At 67.4% G+C, this 18,077-nt stretch carries 19 protein-coding genes; 9 read left to right on the forward strand and 10 right to left on the reverse strand.

All coding sequences use genetic code 11. The features are described 5' to 3' along the window. Window positions 1-8: 8 nt before the first annotated feature. On the forward strand, window positions 9-1,466 hold the full coding sequence (locus ACWEFV_RS21305) for a peptide MFS transporter (RefSeq protein ID WP_450071623.1): 1,458 nt from the start codon (window positions 9-11) through the stop codon (window positions 1,464-1,466). On the opposite strand, the gene ACWEFV_RS21310 is transcribed toward ACWEFV_RS21305, so the two are convergent. Beyond that, window positions 1,460-2,407, reverse strand: coding sequence for a threonine ammonia-lyase (locus ACWEFV_RS21310; RefSeq protein ID WP_450071624.1), 948 nt, complete (start codon window positions 2,405-2,407; stop codon window positions 1,460-1,462). The two genes, ACWEFV_RS21305 and ACWEFV_RS21310, sit on opposite strands and share 7 nt — an antisense overlap. A 98-nt stretch (window positions 2,408-2,505) precedes the next feature. Between ACWEFV_RS21310 and ACWEFV_RS21315 the strand changes: the two genes are divergently transcribed. From ACWEFV_RS21315 to ACWEFV_RS21325, 3 genes are all read left to right on the forward strand, one after another. Beyond that, the gene (locus ACWEFV_RS21315) at window positions 2,506-2,928 is read left to right on the forward strand and encodes an acyl-CoA thioesterase (protein WP_135454975.1); all 423 of its coding nucleotides are present in this window, start codon (window positions 2,506-2,508) and stop codon (window positions 2,926-2,928) included. A gap of 97 nt (window positions 2,929-3,025) precedes the next feature. Beyond that, window positions 3,026-4,015, forward strand: coding sequence for an agmatinase (speB, locus tag ACWEFV_RS21320; RefSeq protein WP_450071753.1), 990 nt, complete (start codon window positions 3,026-3,028; stop codon window positions 4,013-4,015). Between the two features lie 84 nt (window positions 4,016-4,099). Further along, a complete protein-coding gene (locus tag ACWEFV_RS21325) occupies window positions 4,100-4,324 on the forward strand; it encodes a hypothetical protein (protein ID WP_135454976.1) in 225 nt (74 codons plus the stop codon). Here ACWEFV_RS21325 and ACWEFV_RS21330 read toward each other — a convergent pair. The 3 genes from ACWEFV_RS21330 to ACWEFV_RS21340 all read right to left on the reverse strand — a co-directional run bounded on the left by ACWEFV_RS21330 (window position 4,276) and on the right by ACWEFV_RS21340 (window position 6,698). After that, the gene (locus ACWEFV_RS21330; protein WP_450071625.1) at window positions 4,276-5,181 is read right to left on the reverse strand and encodes a cytochrome c biogenesis CcdA family protein; all 906 of its coding nucleotides are present in this window, start codon (window positions 5,179-5,181) and stop codon (window positions 4,276-4,278) included. The two genes, ACWEFV_RS21325 and ACWEFV_RS21330, sit on opposite strands and share 49 nt — an antisense overlap. A 9-nt stretch (window positions 5,182-5,190) precedes the next feature. Next, window positions 5,191-5,709: a protein disulfide oxidoreductase gene (locus ACWEFV_RS21335; protein ID WP_135454980.1), complete on the reverse strand. Its 519-nt coding sequence runs from the start codon at window positions 5,707-5,709 to the stop codon at window positions 5,191-5,193. Window positions 5,710-5,816: 107 nt separating this feature from the next. Beyond that, the gene (locus ACWEFV_RS21340) at window positions 5,817-6,698 is read right to left on the reverse strand and encodes a TIGR03854 family LLM class F420-dependent oxidoreductase (RefSeq protein WP_450071626.1); all 882 of its coding nucleotides are present in this window, start codon (window positions 6,696-6,698) and stop codon (window positions 5,817-5,819) included. An 86-nt stretch (window positions 6,699-6,784) separates the two neighbouring features. Between ACWEFV_RS21340 and ACWEFV_RS21345 the strand changes: the two genes are divergently transcribed. Further along, window positions 6,785-7,222: a DUF6188 family protein gene (locus tag ACWEFV_RS21345; protein WP_135454985.1), complete on the forward strand. Its 438-nt coding sequence runs from the start codon at window positions 6,785-6,787 to the stop codon at window positions 7,220-7,222. Window positions 7,223-7,262: 40 nt separating this feature from the next. Here the strand turns inward: ACWEFV_RS21345 and ACWEFV_RS21350 are convergent, their stop codons facing one another. After that, window positions 7,263-7,745, reverse strand: coding sequence for a hypothetical protein (locus ACWEFV_RS21350; protein ID WP_135454987.1), 483 nt, complete (start codon window positions 7,743-7,745; stop codon window positions 7,263-7,265). 178 nt (window positions 7,746-7,923) lie between these two features. On the opposite strand from ACWEFV_RS21350, the gene ACWEFV_RS21355 reads away from it, so the two are divergent. After that, window positions 7,924-9,204 (forward strand): cytochrome P450, encoded by a 1,281-nt coding sequence (locus tag ACWEFV_RS21355; protein ID WP_450071627.1) that lies wholly within the window; start codon window positions 7,924-7,926, stop codon window positions 9,202-9,204. 4 nt (window positions 9,205-9,208) lie between these two features. On the opposite strand, the gene ACWEFV_RS21360 is transcribed toward ACWEFV_RS21355, so the two are convergent. The 4 genes from ACWEFV_RS21360 to ACWEFV_RS21375 form a co-directional block, all read right to left on the reverse strand. Further along, window positions 9,209-9,595 carry a cupredoxin domain-containing protein gene (locus tag ACWEFV_RS21360; protein ID WP_450071628.1) on the reverse strand — a complete coding sequence of 129 codons (387 nt, stop codon included), beginning with the start codon at window positions 9,593-9,595 and terminating at the stop codon, window positions 9,209-9,211. A gap of 104 nt (window positions 9,596-9,699) precedes the next feature. Beyond that, window positions 9,700-11,145 (reverse strand): APC family permease, encoded by a 1,446-nt coding sequence (locus tag ACWEFV_RS21365; protein WP_450071629.1) that lies wholly within the window; start codon window positions 11,143-11,145, stop codon window positions 9,700-9,702. A 109-nt stretch (window positions 11,146-11,254) separates the two neighbouring features. Continuing rightward, a complete protein-coding gene (locus tag ACWEFV_RS21370) occupies window positions 11,255-12,361 on the reverse strand; it encodes a glycosyltransferase (RefSeq protein ID WP_450071630.1) in 1,107 nt (368 codons plus the stop codon). Between the two features lie 87 nt (window positions 12,362-12,448). Continuing rightward, window positions 12,449-13,363 carry a dienelactone hydrolase family protein gene (locus ACWEFV_RS21375; RefSeq protein WP_450071631.1) on the reverse strand — a complete coding sequence of 305 codons (915 nt, stop codon included), beginning with the start codon at window positions 13,361-13,363 and terminating at the stop codon, window positions 12,449-12,451. Window positions 13,364-13,430: 67 nt separating this feature from the next. On the opposite strand from ACWEFV_RS21375, the gene ACWEFV_RS21380 reads away from it, so the two are divergent. From ACWEFV_RS21380 to ACWEFV_RS21390, 3 genes are all read left to right on the forward strand, one after another. After that, a complete protein-coding gene (locus tag ACWEFV_RS21380; protein WP_450071632.1) occupies window positions 13,431-14,357 on the forward strand; it encodes an SDR family oxidoreductase in 927 nt (308 codons plus the stop codon). 99 nt (window positions 14,358-14,456) lie between these two features. After that, window positions 14,457-16,247 carry an N-acyl-D-amino-acid deacylase family protein gene (locus ACWEFV_RS21385; RefSeq protein WP_450071633.1) on the forward strand — a complete coding sequence of 597 codons (1,791 nt, stop codon included), beginning with the start codon at window positions 14,457-14,459 and terminating at the stop codon, window positions 16,245-16,247. Next, entirely contained in the window at window positions 16,237-16,695 is a 459-nt protein-coding gene (locus ACWEFV_RS21390) for a nuclear transport factor 2 family protein (RefSeq protein ID WP_450071634.1), read from the forward strand. Before ACWEFV_RS21385 ends, ACWEFV_RS21390 begins: the two co-directional genes overlap by 11 nt. 9 nt (window positions 16,696-16,704) lie before the next feature. On the opposite strand, the gene ACWEFV_RS21395 is transcribed toward ACWEFV_RS21390, so the two are convergent. Beyond that, a complete protein-coding gene (locus tag ACWEFV_RS21395; protein ID WP_450071635.1) occupies window positions 16,705-18,075 on the reverse strand; it encodes a glutamine synthetase family protein in 1,371 nt (456 codons plus the stop codon). Between the last annotated feature and the right edge of the window lie 2 nt (window positions 18,076-18,077).

An 18,077-nucleotide genomic window follows, 5' to 3' on the forward strand; every position in this document is an offset into this window, starting at 1 on the left:
TATGGCCCATGCAGCAAGGGCAGGACTCACCACGCCACCGCACGTTCTTCGGCCATCCCATCGGATTGGCGAACCTGTTCGGGGTGGAATTGTGGGAGCGCTTCTCGTTCTACGGGATGCTCACCATCCTCGGCTACTACCTGTACTACATGGCAGCCGACGGCGGCCTGGGGTTGCCGAAGAGCACCGCCACCGGCATCGTCGGCGCCTATGGAGGACTGGTGTACCTGTCAACCGTCCTGGGCGCGTGGATCGCCGATCGCCTGCTGGGCATGGAACGCACGGTGTTCTACGGCGGGGTGGTGGTGATGGCGGGCCACATCGCACTCGCGGTCGTTCCGGGCATGTCCGGGGTCGGCGTCGGCCTGGTGCTGGTCGCCCTGGGATCCGGCGCGCTCAAGGCCAACGCGTCCTCGCTGCTGGGCACGCTCTACGACAAGGACGACCCGCGCGCCGACGGCGGATTCACCTTGTTCTACCTCGGAATCAATCTGGGCGCCTTCGTCGGGCCGCTGGCCACGGGACTGTTGCAGACCCGAGTCGGCTTTCACTACGGGTTCGGCGCCGCGGCCGTCGGCATGGCGCTCGGCCTCACACAGTACGTGTGGTTCCGCCGCAATCTCGGCGACCACGGACGCATCGTGGCAAACCCGTTGCCGCCCCAGGCAATCGGTAAGGTCATCGGCATCGTCGCCGCACTGGCCGTGGCCGTGACGGCGCTGTTCGCGATGCACGTGGTCGAGCTGGCCAACCTGTCCCAGTTCACCACCGGGGTCATCGTCGTGGCCTCGGTGATGTATTTCGTGGTGATGTTGACCAGCGCCAAGGTGTCCGAAACCGAACGCATCCGGGTCCGTGCCTTCATCCCGCTGTTCATCGCCAACGCGGTGTTCTGGTCGCTGTTCCAGCAGACCTTCACAGTGCTGGCGGTCTACTCCGACGAACGCGTCAACTGGTCCGTCTTCGGCTGGACCGCACCGTCGAGCTGGATCGGGTCGATCGAACCCGTCTGGATCATCCTGCTCTCCCCGTTGTTCGCGATCCTGTGGACCCGGCTGGGCAACCGGGCACCGACCACTCCGCGCAAGTTCGCCTACGGCGTGATCGGCATGGGCGCGGCTTTCCTGCTGTTCCTGCCGATGGCACCGTCCACCGGCAAGGTGGTGCCCGCACTCCTGGTGGCCGGCATCATGGTGGTGTTCGCGGTGTCTGAACTCCTGCTGTCGCCGATCGGCCTCTCGGTGACGACAAAGCTTGCGCCAGAGGCATTCCGGGCTCAGATGATGGCGCTGTTCTTCTTCTCGGTCGGCCTGGGTACGGCGATGTCGGGCGTGCTCGCGCAGCGCTACGATCCCGCACACGAGTTCGCCTACTTCGGCGTACTCGGGGCGCTGGCGATCAGCGTCGGTGTCGTGGTTCTGCTGATGTCACCGCGGATCAGCCGGCTGATGGAAGGGGTTCACTGAGACAAGATCTCGGCCAGCAGCGGTGGCTCGATGTTGCCGCCCGAGACGATCACGACCGCGGGCCCCGGTGGCGCCGCTGCATTCCGGTAGCCCGCCAGCGCCACCGCACCGCTGGGTTCGGCCACCAAGTGCGCGCGATGCGCGAGTTCTCGCACCGCTGCACGGATCTCGTCCTCGGTCACGGTGATGACATCGTCGATCACACGTTGCAGATGGGCGAACGTCAATGCTGACGGCGTCGAGCGCAGTCCGTCGGCGATGGTCCGATTACGTTGCGCCACAGACCAGTCCACTCGGTGACCGGCGGCCAGGCCCTCCGCGGTGTCTGCGGCGAGTTCCGGCTCGACGCCGAAGATCCTGGCCCGCGGGCACAACGCCCGGACCGCGGTGCCCACACCCGAGGCCAAGCCACCGCCGCTGATCGGGATGAATACGGATGCGACATCCGGTAGATCCTGCGCGATCTCCAACCCGATGGTGCCCTGGCCGGCGATCACGTCAGGGTGGTCGAACGGTGGCACCAGCACACCGCCGGTGCGCTCGACCAGTTCGGCGGCAACCGATTCACGCTGCCCGGCCCCACACAACACCACCTGCGCCCCGCGATCCCGGGTGGCCTGCACCTTCACGGCCGGCGTCTCCTCGGGCATCACGATGTGGGCGGCAACGCCATAGGCCGCAGCCGCATACGCCACCGCCTGAGCATGATTGCCGCTGGAGTAGGCCACCACTCCCCTGGCCCGTACGCCGGGATCGAGCCGGCCCAGCGCGTTGAACGCACCGCGGATCTTGAAGGCGCCGATCGGTTGCAGATTCTCGGGCTTGAGCCACAACGGCCGACCGGGGTCGCCCCATCCGGCCGCCAGCAGCGGGGTTCGCACGATGTCGGAGTCGATCCGCCGGGCCGCGGCGTCGATGTCGTCGAGGGTCACCAGCTTCACCACATCAGTCTCTCCTGCGGACCGCACCCGCGAAAGTCCGGGCCGCGGCACCTCCCGTTACCGTGGAGCGGCAGACCCGCCGGCATCGGAGTGCTCACGTGACCCAGTACAGCTTCGGCATCGTTCCGCGTTACGCCGAGATCGACCAGCAGGGTGTGGTGTTCAACGGCCACTACCTCACCTGGTTCGACGAGGCATGTACCGGGCTGTTCGACCACCTGCGGGTGAGTTATGCCGACCTGATCGCCGATGGCCTCGACATGCAGGTGGTGCATACCGAGATCGATTTCCGGGCGCCGGTCCGGTGGCGGGAGTCGGTGCGGATCGCCGTGCGGTGCGAGCGCATCGGTACCACCAGCTTCACCCTGGGCTTCACGGTGCTGGGCACCGACTCCGCCGGTGACGAGCAGCCACGGGTGTGCGGCAGCAATGTCTACGTCGTCGTCTCAACCGGCGACTGGTCCAAGCGAGAAGTCCCCGAAGGTGTTCGCGCAGCGCTCAGTTCCGTTGCCGGCCAATGAATCTTTCGACCCGAGCGTGCCGTGCCGCCCTCGGCGGTAATGTCTGCTCATGGCCGATCAGCACGATCACGGTCCGCAGCGTGAGTTGCCGCCCGGCATGGCCGAGCAACTCGGTCTGCCGCACTCGGGCATGGTCTCATTCGGGCACCGCCCAATCCTGACCGAGACGGCCCAACTCGACGCCTGGCAGCCCGATGTGGCGATCGTCGGTGCGCCGTTCGACATTTCGACGACGAACCGTCCAGGTGCCCGGTTCGGTCCCCGGGCGATTCGGGCCACGGCCTATGAACCGGGCACTTACCACCTCGACCTCGGCTTGGAGATCTTCGACTGGCTCGAAGTGGTCGATTTCGGCGACGCGTACTGCCCACACGGTCAGACCGAGGTATCCCACGCCAACATCCGCGAGCGGGTCCACGCGGTGGCCTCGCGCGGCATCGTTCCCGTGGTGCTCGGCGGCGATCATTCGATCACCTGGCCGTCGGCGACCGCGGTGGCCGACGTGCACGGATACGGCAACGTCGGAATCGTGCACTTCGACGCGCATGCCGACACAGCCGACAACATCGAGGGAAACCTGGCCAGCCACGGCACCCCGATGCGTCGGCTCATCGAATCCGGTGCGGTGCCCGGCACCCATTTCGTCCAGGTCGGCCTGCGGGGTTACTGGCCGCCGCAGGACACGTTCGAATGGATGCTCGAGCAGGGCATGACCTGGCACACCATGCAGGAGATCTGGGACCGCGGATTCAAGGAGGTGATGGCCGATGCGGTCGCCGAAGCCTTGGACAAGGCCGAAAAGCTCTATGTGTCAGTCGACATCGACGTTCTCGACCCCGCGCACGCACCGGGCACCGGCACCCCGGAGCCCGGCGGTATCACCAGTGCCGACCTGCTGCGGATGGTGCGTGAGCTGTGCCGCACCCACGACGTGGCCGGGGTCGACGTCGTCGAGGTGGCCCCGGCCTACGACCACGCCGAACTCACGGTGAACGCCGCGCACCGGGTGGTGTTCGAGGCGCTGGCGGGCATGGCCGCCCGGCGGCGTGACGCCACCCAGACCCCGGCAGGGCCGCCCGCGCGCTGAACGGCCGGAAATTCACGTTGAAACGCCAGTTCACGGGTAGCACAATCGGTATGGACGGCGATGCCGGTCGGTGAGGGGGCAATTATGACGCACGCCAACGGTGACGACTTCGACGACGGTTTCGATGACGACGCCCCGGAGGCCGATGTCGTCGAACAACTGATACCGGTCGGTGTCGACGATGAGGACGACGCGATGTCGGATCTGCGGCGGGTACGGATCTCAACCGATGCCGACGCCACCGAAGCCGATCTGATCGATCAGGCGATCGGGGTGCCGCTGGACGACGAGTCCGATTTCGATCGCTGAGCGGACCGCGCCCGTACCGCCGTCCGCGCCACCATTCCTGCCACGGCCAGGGCCACCAGTGCCATCAGCCATGGCCACGCCCCGTGCCGGTGCACCCACCCCGCGAGCGTGCCCTGCAAGCGCCCGGCGGCGGCGATCACCGGATCTTCGGGATTGCCTCCGGCACTGAATAATTGGATCTCGTACCAGCCGTAGTACGCGACGTAGGCGCCGACGACGATCAACAGCGCTCCGCTGATCCGGCTGACGTAGGGAATGACGCGTCGCAACCGGTCGACCACCACCGTGCCGGCCAGCGCCGTGGCGACGGCCAGCACGCCGACGACGAGGGCGAAACCCGCCGCGTACGCGGCGAACACCGCCAGCCGATGCAGTGCCGTATTCGATTCCAGAGTTGCGCCGGTGACCGCCAGGAACGGTCCCACGGTGCACGACAGTGACGCGAGCGCGTACCCGACGCCGTAACCGGCCATCGAGCCGAGTCGTGCGGTCGGCGCCCAACCGGTGTGGCCCGCCACAGCGTCGGGCAGTAGCAACCCGAGCCGGCGACCGGCCAGCAGCCAGCCGCCGAGAACGATCAGGATGACACCGATGAGCAACGTGACGTACGGCAGGTAGCGCTGGACCGTGCTCGCGGCCGCGACCGTGAGCAGCCCGAATGTGCCGAACACCGCGACGAATCCGGCGGTCATCACCAGGGTGGCGACCAGCGCCCGGCCCAGCGCCGGCAGCGGTCCATGCGGCGAGGTGCCCCGCACCACCAGCGCGAGGTACCCGGGCAACAAGGCGAACCCACAGGGGTTGAGTGCCGCGACGAGTCCGGCGCCGAACGCCAACCCCACCAGGTTGTCTGGCACGCCGGTGACTTAGCTCTTCAGGGCCGCGACCCGATCGGCCAGCTCCTGCTGCGGCATCGCCGACGTCGGGTTGTTGACGAACGTCGATGACCCGTCGGCCCGGTAGAAGACGTAGGCGGGCTGCCAGGGCACGTTGTAGCGGGCCCAGATCGACCCGTCGGCGTCATTGAGATTGGGGAAATTGAGGTGGTACTTGTCGACGAACCCCTGCATGGCTCCGACATCGGAGTGCGCCGCGATGCCTACGAAGCTGACCTGCGGGTTGGCCGCGGCAACTTGACTCACTGACGGCGCCTCGGCGTTGCAGAACGGGCACCACGGCGTCCAGAACCACAGGACGGCGGGCCGCCCGGCCAGGCTCGACCCGTTGAACGGGGCACCCGACAAGGTGGTGCCGGTGAATTGCAGCCGGTCGTCGGCGGCCGCTGCCGGCGCCGCGACCAGTGCGAACACCATCGCGACCGCGGACAGCAGGCCCAGCAGGCCGGGTGTGAACGCCAGGTGCAACCGCGCGAGTCGCATCCTCATGGCACCGTCTCCTTCGCTCAGGGCGCAGGCACAGGTGCGGCGTGCGCATAACCCTGACACGGCGGTAGGCACATCAGAGTTCAACGGTGTGCAGTTTTGCGCACCCGTCAGTTCTGCCGCGGCAACAGTTCGGCGGCGAACCGGTCGAGGAACGCACCGCGGTCGGCGGGACCCGCCGCCCTGATCACGAACTTGGTCAGGCCGGCGGCCACGTAGCGATCGAGTTGGCGGTGCAGATCGGGCCAGTCCGCGGCGATCAGCTCCTCGGAGTCGATGTCTGGTCTGCGGCGGCGGACCGCGGCGAGCAGATCAGCCGGGAGCGCGCCGTCCCCGACGGCGAGGCTGATGCCGAAGTGGTCGGGCTCGATGGTGCGGCCCGCGGCAACCGCCTCAGCCTCGATGCGGCGGCGCGCTGCGGCCGCCTCGTCGGCGGTGAGGAAGCTGCCCAGCCACCCGTCGCCGAATTTGCCGATGCGGGTAAGGGCCGCCGGCGCCGACCCGCCCAGCCAGATGTCGATCGGGGTCGCCGGTACCGGTTGAACCTGCGCGGAGCGGACCGTGAAGTACTCCCCTTCGAACGACACATCGCCGCCGCGCAGAGCTGCTCGCAGCAGGTCCAGCGATTCGTCGAAAACCGCGGCCCGGCGGCCGTCGGGTACGACGAAGATGTCCCGCTCGGGAGACAGTGCCGAATGCAGGCCGAACGCGGGCAGCACCCGCTTGGGCGCCAGTGCCGCCAGAGATGCCAGTTGTTTGGCCACCAGAACCGGATGGCGTCCCGGCAGGATCGCCACCGAGGTCCCGACCTTGAGCCGCCGGGTGCGTGCCAGCGCGTAGGCCATGCCGACGAACGGATCCACTGCCGGGGTGTAGACCAGTTCGGAGAACCACACCGAATCGACCCCGGAACTCTCCAGGTGATCGACGATGCCGCCCAGTTCGTCCGGGGTGGTTTCAGCGCCGAGTCCCACGCCGAAGCGGACCTTCATCGAGGATGTCCCATGCCATTCATATTGGACGTAACACCCAAGGTGCGCCTCTTGTGCCCGGTCAGTCTGCGGTTCAGAGTAAGAAAATGAGCGAACAATGGATTCAAGGGTGCTTGGTCCAGCGGATCACATTTCGTGATGGCCTGGTGCTCAACCTCGACGACTACAACGAACTGGTCATCTCGGTCCCGCTGGAACTGACGCTTCCGCCAACCGGAGCCGACGATCCCGAAGTGGTGTCGCTCGATCCGCGCGCACTTCGCAACGAGGTACGGCCCCTGTTCGATTTCGCCGGCCAACGCTGCACGCATGCCGATTGGGAGAACGACGGCAGCCTCCACCTGTGTTTTTCCGACGGCCACCGGATCGATGTCCGGCCCGACGAACGCCACACTTCGTGGGAGCTGTACGGGAAGTACCACGGCTACGCCGCATGCCTGCCGCACGGGCGGGTCCGGATCGTCCGCCACGATCAGGATGACTCCGATCAAGACGGTGACGCCCGCACCCGCGAGAGCGGCTGACCGGCATACGGCGCGGCCGTTGGTACCTATCGGTGGGGCATCAGCCCACGCCAACCCCGATGATCGGGATCCAGACGCCGAACAGCCACACGCCCCACTGCCGGAACCCGTTGTCCCACACCGGGTTCAAGTTGTAACCCCAGTAGTTCACGGTCGGCGGCAGCGGTCCGCCGTTCCAGTGCATAGCCGGCGGTGGGCCCCAACCCCACGGCGGCGGGCCTCTACGGTCATCCCACCAGTCGTGCCGGTTGTTCGCCCACCAGGGACCCTTGTCGTCCCAGTGATCGCGGTGGTCGAAATCAGGGCCACGATTGCCGAAATCGCGCCCTCGATTGTCGAAATCACGGTCATGGCCGGGCGGCCCGCCATCACAGAACGGGAAGCAGTCGTCGTTGCCGTGCCCCGGCTTGAGCGGTACCGGCACAGCGGGCGATGCCGACGCCACCGGAACCCCCAACCCCGCAGCGCCTATTCCGAACGCACCGACCGTCAACGCAGCCGCCACGAACCTGGTCAGTTTCATACCTGGACCTCCTACAGTCGTGACCCCGGCGCCGGCCATCCCCCAATGGCCCGGCGCCGCAACGCCTTGCAACTCGCCGCTGGACCGAGCGGCGGAACGTGCACCCCGGTGGGGGTATCGCCGCGACGGATCCGAGCGTTACGCGTTCTCCGGTCGGCTCCGGCTCTAACCTGGCGGGGTGGGTATCGCACCGCGGGTCAATGGGGCACCTCCTCCGGACGTGCCGCGCTCGGAGATCGATCTGGGATCGTGGCAGTTCTGGCGCGAGGACGACGACATTCGCGACGGAGCATTCGCCGCGCTGCGACGTGCGGACCCGATCTCGTTTCACCCGGCATGCGTCCTCGGCGGTTTTCCCGAGAGCCCCGGGCACTGGGCGGTGACCAGGTACGACGACGTCTTCCACGCCAGTCGTCATCCGGAGATCTTCAGCTCCGCGTCGGGAATCACCATCGGCGACCAGACAGTGGAACTGGCCGAGTATTTCGGTTCCATGATCGTGATGGACGATCCCCGCCACACCCGCCTGCGCAACATCGTGCGCAGCGCATTCACGCCGCGGGTGGTGGCGCTCATCGAGGATTCCGTCCGTGATCGGGCCCGGCGACTGGTTGCCGACATGGTGGCGAGAAATCCCGACGGCACCGCCGAACTCGTCACCGAACTCGCGGGTCCCCTACCGCTGCAGATCATCTGCGACATGATGGGCATCCCCGAGCCGGACCATCAACGGATCTTCCACTGGACCAACGTGATCCTCGGGTTCGGCGATCCCGATCTGACCACCGACTTCGACGAGTTCCTCAAGGTGGCGATGGACATCGGCGCGTATGCGACCGCGCTGGCAGATGAGCGACGCGCGGTGCCCACCGAGGACCTCACGACAAGCCTGGTTCAGGCCGAGGTCGACGGCGAACGACTTACCTCCGCGGAGGTGGCCTCCTTCTTCATCCTGCTCGTGGTCGCGGGCAACGAGACCACCCGCAACGCCATCAGCCACGGCCTGCTCGCACTCACCCGATTCCCCGAACAGCGCGAGAAGTGGTGGTCGCGGTACCAGGAATTGGCCCCCACCGCGGTGGAGGAGATCGTGCGCTGGGCGTCGCCGGTGAGCTACATGCGCCGCACGGTCACCCAGGACACGGTGCTCGGCGGGACGCCGCTGCCCGCCGGGGCCAAGGTGACGCTGTGGTACGGATCGGCGAACCGGGACGAGTCGAAGTTTGCCGATCCGTGGACGTTCGACGTCACCCGCCACCCCAATCCCCATCTCGGATTCGGCGGCGGCGGTGCACATTTCTGCCTCGGAGCAAACCTGGCGCGCCGCGAGATCACCGTGGCGTTCGAGGAACTGCACCGCCAATTGCCGGACATCGTCGTGACCGAGGAACCCGACCGGCTGCAGTCGCAGTTCATTCACGGCATCAAACGGATGCCGGTGGCCTGGTCCACCCGTTGAGCGGCTACTTCACCGTAAGCGTGCCCAGCATCGCGGGGTGATAGAGGCAGTAGAAGGCGTACTCCCCCGGCTCCTGGGGCGCCGTCAGCGTCGCACGCTGCTTACCCTCGACGTGGACGTCGAACAGTCCCTTGGTCCGCGACGTCACCGAATGCTCGACCTCGTCGTTGTTGATGATCGTGATCTCCGTGCCCGGCGCGACGGGTCCGAGGGCGCCGAATCCCATGCCCTCGATCGTGATGACCGGGCCGGTCGGGACCGACATACCGGGGCTGGTGGTGACCGTTTCGGAATGCTGGCCGTGGCCGGCCGGCGAATTGGCTTGCCCGCACGCAACACTCGCCCCCGCGAGCAGGACCATCGACACCGCCAACGCTGCAAGTCGAGACATCCGGGCCCCCTGAGGTTCGTCCTGACCGCAGACAATTATCGCCCCGTCAGGGCCCGATGTGTCCGATTCCGTCGATCCGAGATCTCAAGTCCGCGTCGGCACCCTCACTGCACCGTTGACCGTCGTGAGGTGCTCCCGACCCGACGACCGGTGACCACACCGGCCGCGAACGCGGCGACGAGCACACCGACGATCACCCAGGCCAGCACGCTGGAACCGCCGACCAGATCGTTGAGGTTGGTCAGGATCAGCACCAGCGCACCCAGCAGACCCGCCAGACCGAGCCCCGGGGCGATGCGCACCCGCCACAGTGAGTGGCCGTGCCGGTCGCGAGCGAAGTAGACCAGGACCGCGACACTGGTGGCGATCATCAGCAGCACCACACCGACCGTCGTCGCCCCGGCGAACCAGGTGTAGAACTGGGCGGCCGGGTCCAGCCCGAACACCACCGCCAGCAGGACGCTGACCGCCACGACACCGGAGATCCACAGCGAAGCCTGATGCGGTGAGCCGTGCCGATCGTGCGGTTGGCTCAGCCGCGCGGGCAGCACGTCGCGCTGCGACAGCGCGAACACGTAGCGCGACGCCACGTTGTGGAACGCCAGGATGCAGGCGAACAGGCTGGTGAAGTACAGCACCGTGATGATGTCGGCGCCGGCCGCACCGATGTACCGGTGCGCGGTGTCGCCGAGGAAGGTGGAGCCGGAGTCGGTGGCGCGGGCGATGGCCTGCTCGTCACCCCAACCCGAGATCAACGCCCAGCTGGTGACCGCGTAGAACACCCCGATCAGGATCAGCGCCAGGTAAGTGGCCCGGGGAATCGTCCGCTCGGGAGTGCGGGCCTCGTCGCGGAAGATCGCGGTGGCCTCGAATCCGACGTAACTGATGATCGCGAAAAGCAGACCGATCCCCAATGACCCGGAGAAGATCGCGCTCGGGTTGACGATGCCCGAGGACAGTCCGTGGTCACCGCCGTTGGCCACGATCACCAGGTCGAGCACCAGAACGATCGCGATCTCGGCGGTGAGCAGCACGCCCAGCAGGCGGCTGGACAGCTCGATGTTGCGGTAACCGAGGTAGGTGGTGACGGCAAAGGCCACCGCGGCGAACACCCACCAGGGCAGAGCCGGCCCGCCGGCCAGCTCGACGACACTGGCCCCGGCTGGCCCGAGCAGTCCGTACACGCCCGCCTCCAGCGCCACGTAGCTCACCAGTGCCACGAAGGCGATACCGATGCCTGCGGGCAACCCGAGTGACTGACGAACATAGGAGAAGAAGGCGCCCGCCTCGTCGACATACGGCGTCATCGCCGTGAAGCCGACCGCGAACAACAGCAGCACCACCGTGGAGGCGATGAACGTGGCGGGGAATCCGGCACCGTTGCCCGACGCGATACCCAACGGCACCACACCACCGATCACCCCCAGTGGTGCGGCCGCGGCCACCACCATGAAAACGATCGAGGCCACCCCGAGGTTGCCGCGCAGCTGCCGGCCGGCCGGCGGCGGTTGGTAGCCCAACGATTCTGGGGCTGTGGTGATTTCGGACATGCTCGACCGTCCTTCAGGCAGCGTGCGCGTAAACATGACCCGGGGAACATAGGGCCGGGGTGTGCCGGCACAACAGGTCTGGCGTCATCGTGCGCAAAAGTCGGTTTGTCTAGCGCGCCCCCAACACATCGAGCATCCCGGCCGCGGATCGCGGCCAGGTGAACTGCTCGGCCCGCTGACGCGCGCTGCTGCGCCGCAACGGTTCGGGGCGGCCGATCACCGAGGTGACGGCGCGCGCGATGGCGTGCGCGTCGTTGTCGGCAGTGGCCCCGCTGTCGCAGGTGAGGATCTCGGCCAGCGCCGAGGTACGTGACACGACCGCCGGAGTTCCACAGGCCAGCGCTTCCAGCGCGGCCAGGCCGAAGGTCTCGTGCGGTCCCGGTGCGAGCGCGACATCTGCCGAGGCCAGAATCGACGCCACCGTATCGCGGCAGCCGATGTACCCCGTGAAGGCCACCGGCAGCCCACTGGCCTGCCGTTCGAGCCGGGCCCGCAACGGCCCCTCCCCGACCACCACCAGCCGCGCATCCACTCCCGAATCACGCAGGGCGGCAACCGTATCGATGCTCCGGTGGGCGTGTTTTTCCACCGACAACCTGCCACAGTGCACCAGGAGGGTCTGCTGCGGTGCGGCCCAGCGGCTGCGCATCTCGGCGCACCGGCGCCTCGGGTGGAACTGCTCGAGGTCCACCCCGAGCGGCACGGTCGCGACGTTGGCCGCGCCGATCCGGTCGAATTCCTCACGCGCGAAGCCCGTGGTGCACACCACTGTGTCGTAGTTGGCCGCGGTGCGACGGTTGGCGATGTCGGCCACCATGACCGCGGCCGACCGCGGCAGCACCTGACCGACCAACCGGTCCAGGCGTTCGTGGGAGATCATCACGGTGGCCACGCCGTGTTTGCGGCCCCACGGACCCAGCGACCTCAGTGTGAGCCGGTCCGATACCTCGATGGCGTCGGGACCGAGCTGCTGCAACAACGCCGTCACCGGACCGGGCAACACCGCGCGGTAGCCGCCGGTGAACGGGATGAGCCTGGCCGGCAAGGAGATCCGCACGACGCCGCTGGTGAGGGCATGGCGCTGCGGGTGCGCACCCGGGACGATGAGATACACCTCATGACCCAGTGCGCAATACTCTGCGCCCAGGCGGTCGACCGCGGTCCGTAGGCCTCCCGATCGCGGGCCGTAGAAGTTGGCTACCTGGACAACCCGCATGCCACGATCAGAACCGGGCCGCGTGTGCGGTCAACAACGCAGCTGGAACCGAGACCTGAACAGTCGCTGAACAAGCCCGGGCGAGGCTCAGGCGAGGTGTGTCGCGAACCAGCCCTGGATGCGGCGCCAGGCATCTGCCGCGGCAGCGGGCTGATAGCGATCACCGGTGTCGTTGAAGAACGCATGGTTGGCGTCGGGTTCGGTGATCAACTCGTGCACCATCCCGGCCTTCTCGAGCGCCGCGCGTACCACTGGTTCTGTTGCGTTGACCCGCTGGTCCAAGGCGCCGTAGAAGGCGAGCACCGCGACATTGCGGGAGCCGGCGAAGTCCGGGTCATCGGGGGCCGGACCGTAGAACGGCACTGCGGCGGCCAGCGCGGGAGTGCCCGCCGCCAAGAGCCGCCAGACCAGCCCACCCCCCATGCAGAAGCCCACGGCGGCGACCTTGCGGCCCGGCGCGCGCCGCTGCACCTCCTCGATGCCCGAATTCAGGTTGGCGATGAACTCCGGTGGTTCGATCTTGCTCAACGCGGCAGTGGCGTTGGCCGGGTCGGCAAATGCGGCGGTACCGCCCTGACCTGAGAGCAGGTCGATCGCCAGGGCCGAGTACCCGGCCCCGGCGAACCGCCCGGCCACCGAACGGATGTGATCGGTGAGCCCCTTGTTCTCGTGGATCACCAGAACGGCGCCCCTGGGTTCCGGCGCGGCGGCCCAGGCACCCTGCAACGCACCGCCGGGGCCGGTCCAAGTCACCGAGCTGGTGGGCAGAGCGCCCTGCAGTCCGGGCGGCTGGGCCGGTGCCGGCGCGGTACTCGGAGCCGCGTCGGGGGTTGCGGTGGTGTTGGCCTGCTTCGCCTCCCCGCAGGCGGCGATCAGCGCGGTCGCCGCGGCGGCGCCGATTCCCAACAGTCCCAGTCGACGCAGCGCCTCCCGGCGCGACAACAACCCGTCGAGGTGATCGGTTGCGATTTCCTCGGCGATGTAGCGCTGCAGTGGAGTCACCTCCGCCAGTATGCGCCGAAATGCCGAACCGCAGCCTTAGAACTGCGCACGGCGGGATACTCATCCGATGGGCTGGACACCGGACCCGGAAGCGCTGCGGGGATACATCGCCGTGGTTGCCGGGGCCACCCGGGGCGCGGGCCGGGGCATCGCCGCGGCGCTGGGCGAGGCCGGTGCGACCGTCGTGTGCACCGGACGCAGCAGCCGATGCGGAAGCCGCGACTCCGACTACGACCGGCCCGAAACCATCGAGGAAACAGCCGAATTGGTCACGGAACTGGGCGGGACCGGCATTGCCGTACAGGTCGACCACCTCGATGTGACCCAGGTGCGCATGCTGGCCGGACGGCTCAAGGCCGACTACGGACACATCGACATCCTGGTCAACGACATCTGGGGCGCCGAGGTGCTCAAGGGACCGCCCGACACCTGGGGCCGGCCGATGTGGCAGCACGATCTCGACGACGGGTTGCGGATGCTCCGGCTGGGACTCGACACCCATCTGATCACGTCGCACTGTGTGCTGCCGCTACTCGCTGACCGACCCGGCGGGATCCTGGTCGAGATCACCGATGGGACAACCGAATTCAACGCCACCAACCCGCGGCTCTCGGTCTTCTACGATCTGGTCAAGACCGCGGTGAACCGACTGGCCTTCAGCCACGGGCACGAGCTCGCCGCGTTCGGGGCCACCGCCGTCTCCGTCACGCCGGGTTGGCTGCGCTCGGAGATGATGCTCGACAACTACGGCGTCACCGAGGCCAATTGGCGGTGCGCCCTCGACCTGGCCCGCACCGACGGCTACCCGGCCGCACCGCCGGGCTTCGCCGAATCCGAGTCGCCGCGGCTCGTCGGTCGCGGGGTCGCCGCGCTGGCCGCCGACCCGCACCGGGCGCGCTGGAACCAGCAGTCCGTCAGCTCGGCCGCCCTGGCCCGCCACTACGGGTTCAGCGACCTCGACGGGCGCGTGCCAGACGTGTGGACCCCGCTATAACCCCAGGTGGGCAGGCGTCCCACCCGAGTAGTAGACATTTTTTGAAATCTGTTCACTATTTTCATTGACAGTGGCGTTACCGGCCTGTTCTATGGCTGGGTGAGCTTCGACACGATCATTCGCAACGGCCGGTGGTTCGACGGCACCGGCGCCCCGTCAGCAGTCCGCAACATCGGAATTCGCGACGGGCACGTGGTTGCCATCTCCCCCGAGCTTCTCGACGAGACGGACTGCCCGCAGGTCATCGACGCCGCCGGGAAGTGGGTTCTGCCCGGAATGCTCGACATCCACACCCACTACGACGTCGAGGTGCTCAACGGCCCGTCGCTGTCGGAGTCACTGCGCCACGGCGTGACCACCGCGATGCTCGGTTCCTGCTCGCTGTCGACCGTGCACGTCGGCGGGGTCGACGCCGGCGACCTGTTCGGCCGGGTCGAGGCGATCCCTCGGGACCAGGTGATCGCCGCGGTGGACGACAACAAGACGTGGACCGACTGCGACGGATACGTGACGGCGCTGGAGAGCCTGCCGCTGGGCCCCAACCTGGCCGCCTTCATCGGGCATTCCGATATGCGGACCGCGGTGATGGGACTCGACCGCGCCACCCGTAAGGACGAGCGGCCGACCGCGGCCGAGCAGGCCCGGATGGAGCAGATGCTCAAAGAGGCCCTTGACGCCGGCTTCGTCGGGATGTCTTCCCAGCAGCTACTTTTCGACAAGATCGACGGCGACACCTGCCGGTCCCGCACCCTGCCGTCGACGTACGCCAAACCCCGTGAACTGCGCCGGCTCAAGTCGATGCTGCGCCGCACCGGCCGGGTGCTGCAGTCCGGTCCCGACATCCAGAACCCGCTCAACCTGGCCTCCCAGGTGGCCCAGTCACTCGGGCTGTTCCGCAACAACCTGAAGACCAGCCTCCTGTCGGCGGCCGACATCAAGGCCAACCCGTACGCGATCCGGATGATGGGTCCGCTGGCCCGGGTGGCCAACGCACTCGGCGGCAACTTCCGGTGGCAGCACCTGCCGGTGCCGTTCGAGGTGTACGCGGACGGTATCGACCTGGTGGTGTTCGAGGAATTCGGTTCCGGCGCGGCGGCGCTGCACCTGCGCGATGAGGTCGAGCGCAATGAACTGCTGCGCGACGAGGAATACCGTCGCAAGTTCCGCAAGGACTACGACAACAAATTCGGGGTGCGGGTCTGGCACCGGGACTTCTTCGATGCCGAAATCGTCGCCTGCCCTGATGAATCCGTGGTCGGCAAGTCGTTCGGCCAGGTCGGTCAGGAGCGCGGCGAGCTACACCCCGTCGACACCTTCCTGGATCTGGTGCTCGAGCACGGCACCGCGCTGCGGTGGCGCACCACGATCTCCAACCACCGGCCCGAGGTGCTCAAGAAGCTGGCCCGCGATCCCGGTATTCAGCTCGGGTTCTCCGACGCCGGTGCGCACCTGCGGAATATGGCCTTCTACAACATGGGATTGCGGCTGCTGCGACATGTCCGCGACGCCGAGCGGGCAGGCACGCCGTTCATGTCGATCGAGCAGGCCGTGCACCGGCTCACCGGTGAGCTCGCCGACTGGTACCGGATCGACGCCGGCCACCTGCGCGTCGGCGACCGCGCCGACGTGGTGGTCATCGATCCGGAGCGTCTCGACGACTCCCTCGATGCCTACGCCGAGGAGACCGTCGACCACTATGGCGGGCTGTCCCGCATGGTGAACCGCAACGACGACACCGTGACCGCGGTGTTGGTCGGCGGACAAACGGTCTTCGCCGGCGGTCAGCTGACCGACCTGGTCGGCAAGCGGCGCACCGGCCAGTTCCTGCGGGCCGCACACCAGACCCAGTCGATCTCCGCCAAAGACAGTGAGCTGACCAGTGTCCGTTGAAGACGTATCAATTGAAGAAACTGTCCACGGAATGTGGAAAGCGCTGTCGGATCGCGACTGGGAAACGCTAAAGACGTACCTGTCCGACGACTGCATCTACCTCGACATGCCGGTGGGTCCCGCCGCTGCTGCCAAGGGCCCCGAGGACATCGTCAAGCGCCTCAAGATCGGTCTCGAACCGCTGGCATCCTACGAGAACTTCCCGGGCCTGCTCGTGGAGAACGGTCGTGATGCCATGTACGAGCATCATGAGGAATGGCATTGGGCCAGCGGCGAATCCGCCGTGCTGAAGTTCGTCACGGTGCACCGGATCGAGAACGGCAAGGTCACGCTGTGGAAGGACTACTGGGACATGAGCGCCCTGGCCAACCACGCCCCGCCGGACTGGCTGGAGAACTTCGCCACCGCCGACATGTCGTGGGTGTTCGACGCCACCGGGCTGGTCTGACGCAGAGGCTCACAAACTCCAAGCCATCCGGAACCGCTCGGTGAGTTGCTCGGCGTCCAGGCCGCCGAAGTGCTCCTGTTCGTAGTCGCGCACCGCGAGTACCGCGTCCACCGCCGGGTCGCCGAGGATTCCGCGGATCAGCGTCGAGGAACGCAGCGCGGCGAGGTTGTCGGCCTGCCGGTTCGGCAGGAGCACAATCCCGTCGTCGGCGCGCTGGGCGTCGGTCAGCGAGTCCGGGTCGACCCGCACCTCGGGTCCCAGCGCCAGCCTTCGCCTGATTCCGTGCTCGGCCAGCCCGAGGATGGTCGCGGTCGCCAGGTAGGGGTTGGCCGAGGGGTCGATGACCTTGACCTCGACGTTGGCGCCATACGGGTTACTGGGGCCGCCGATCAGGAAACGTACGGCGGCTTCCCGATTTTCGGTGCCCCAGCAGTTATAGGCGCCCGCCCAGTAGCCCGGCTGGATGCGCAGCCCGGACAGCACCGATCCGCACAGCACACCCTGCGCGGCGGGCAACCCGGCGAGCAGCCCGGCCAGCGCGGACTCGCCCTCCGGCGTCATTCCTTGCGTCCCGGTCCCGCCGGAGAACAACGGCACACCCGCCAGGTTCAGCGAAAAATGTTGGTGAGCACCAGAACCCACGCCAGTGGCAAATGGCAACGGGGAAAGGCTCACCCGCAGCCCGTAGCGCCGGGCGACCCGGGCCACGATGATCCGCATCAGTACCAGCTGGTCGGCGGCGGCCACCGGCGGCAGCGGCGCCAGCGAGATCTCGAACTGGTTGCACCCGTACTCGGGATGGAATTGCTCGATCCCCACTCCGGAGCCGTTGGCCGCATCGGTGACATCGCGGACGAATCCCTCGAACTCGAGCACCCCGGCCAACCCGTACTGCGCCCACAGCACCGACGGTAGCCGGGCCCCGTCAGGCCCGACGAGTACGAACTCCACCTCATGGCCGACGAGTGCGGTCAGGTCGGCGGCTTCCAGCCGGTCCTGCACGCGCTGCAGCACGCCACGGCTGCAGTACGGATCTCCAGAACCGTCCTGGTTGTAGAAAGCCGCTGGGGCCCAGGCCAATCCGTCGCCGAGAATCCGTAGCGCGCCGAGGTCGATGCGGATCCGCTGATCCCCCACCACCCCGATGGCCTCGCTCATCGCGATACCGGTCTGGTCGATGGTGAACGCGTGAAACACCGGGCTGGCACCCAGACCGGGATCGGAGAAGATCCCCATCCGGCGCAGCGGAACGGTTTTCGCGTGGGTCAACCCGGCCGGGCTGACCACCGTGCCGATCAGCGTCGCGACGCCGTCGGATTCCAGCTGCGCGATAGCTGCCGCAGCCAGGGGTTTCGCCGGTCGTGATGATCCAGCCGTCACAA

Source organism: Mycobacterium sp. NPDC004974 (genome assembly GCF_053600815.1).

Coding starts and splice junctions, on each gene's coding strand:
- ACWEFV_RS21305 (WP_450071623.1), top strand. CDS start 9: ATGCAGCAAGGGCAGGACTCACCACGCCACCGCACGTTCTTCGGCCAT.
- speB (WP_450071753.1), top strand. CDS start 3,026: ATGGCCGAGCAACTCGGTCTGCCGCACTCGGGCATGGTCTCATTCGGG.
- ACWEFV_RS21325 (WP_135454976.1), top strand. CDS start 4,100: ATGACGCACGCCAACGGTGACGACTTCGACGACGGTTTCGATGACGAC.
- ACWEFV_RS21335 (WP_135454980.1), bottom strand. CDS start 5,709: ATGAGGATGCGACTCGCGCGGTTGCACCTGGCGTTCACACCCGGCCTG.
- ACWEFV_RS21340 (WP_450071626.1), bottom strand. CDS start 6,698: ATGAAGGTCCGCTTCGGCGTGGGACTCGGCGCTGAAACCACCCCGGAC.
- ACWEFV_RS21345 (WP_135454985.1), top strand. CDS start 6,785: ATGAGCGAACAATGGATTCAAGGGTGCTTGGTCCAGCGGATCACATTT.
- ACWEFV_RS21350 (WP_135454987.1), bottom strand. CDS start 7,745: ATGAAACTGACCAGGTTCGTGGCGGCTGCGTTGACGGTCGGTGCGTTC.
- ACWEFV_RS21360 (WP_450071628.1), bottom strand. CDS start 9,595: ATGTCTCGACTTGCAGCGTTGGCGGTGTCGATGGTCCTGCTCGCGGGG.
- ACWEFV_RS21365 (WP_450071629.1), bottom strand. CDS start 11,145: ATGTCCGAAATCACCACAGCCCCAGAATCGTTGGGCTACCAACCGCCG.
- ACWEFV_RS21370 (WP_450071630.1), bottom strand. CDS start 12,361: ATGCGGGTTGTCCAGGTAGCCAACTTCTACGGCCCGCGATCGGGAGGC.
- ACWEFV_RS21380 (WP_450071632.1), top strand. CDS start 13,431: ATGGGCTGGACACCGGACCCGGAAGCGCTGCGGGGATACATCGCCGTG.